This is a genomic window from Arthrobacter sp. B0427-1-12 (assembly GCF_059092905.1).
Window position 1 is genome coordinate 1 of the sequence record NZ_JBNHIC010000228.1, and the last position, 391, is coordinate 391.

Consider the following 391-nt stretch of genomic DNA (forward strand, 5'->3'; position numbering starts at 1 on the left):
AGCTCACCGGCGACCTTCTTTCGTGATCCGGCTGATGGTGTCCCTGCCAGACCTTGGCCCCGTAGACCTCCTCGAAGTGCGCGGCGATCTCCCCGGTGGTCAAACCCCGGGCACTCAGGGAGAGCACGACCTGATCGATCCCGTCCAGCCGCCGTTTCCGCTTGGGCACAATCACCGGCTCGAAGGACCCCTCCCGGTCCCGGGGCACCTCGATCTCGACCGGACCGATCTCGGTCAGCACCGTCTTCACCCCTGGTGCCATTGCGCAAGTTCGCCGCGATCGGAGTCTGGCCATGCTCGTGCCCGAGGTGCTCGGTCAGTTCCGCCTCCAGCGCCGTCTCGAGCACGTTCTTCGTGAGCTGGCTCAGCAGCCCACCAGGGCCCACCAGAC

The 391-nt window shown here is 66.5% G+C and carries 1 pseudogene; it reads right to left on the bottom strand.

Annotation, left to right across the window (positions count from 1 at the left end):
- Positions 1-21: 21 nt before the first annotated feature.
- Positions 22-391: pseudogene (locus tag AC5RWU_RS24685) on the bottom strand (transposase); the annotation flags it as partial.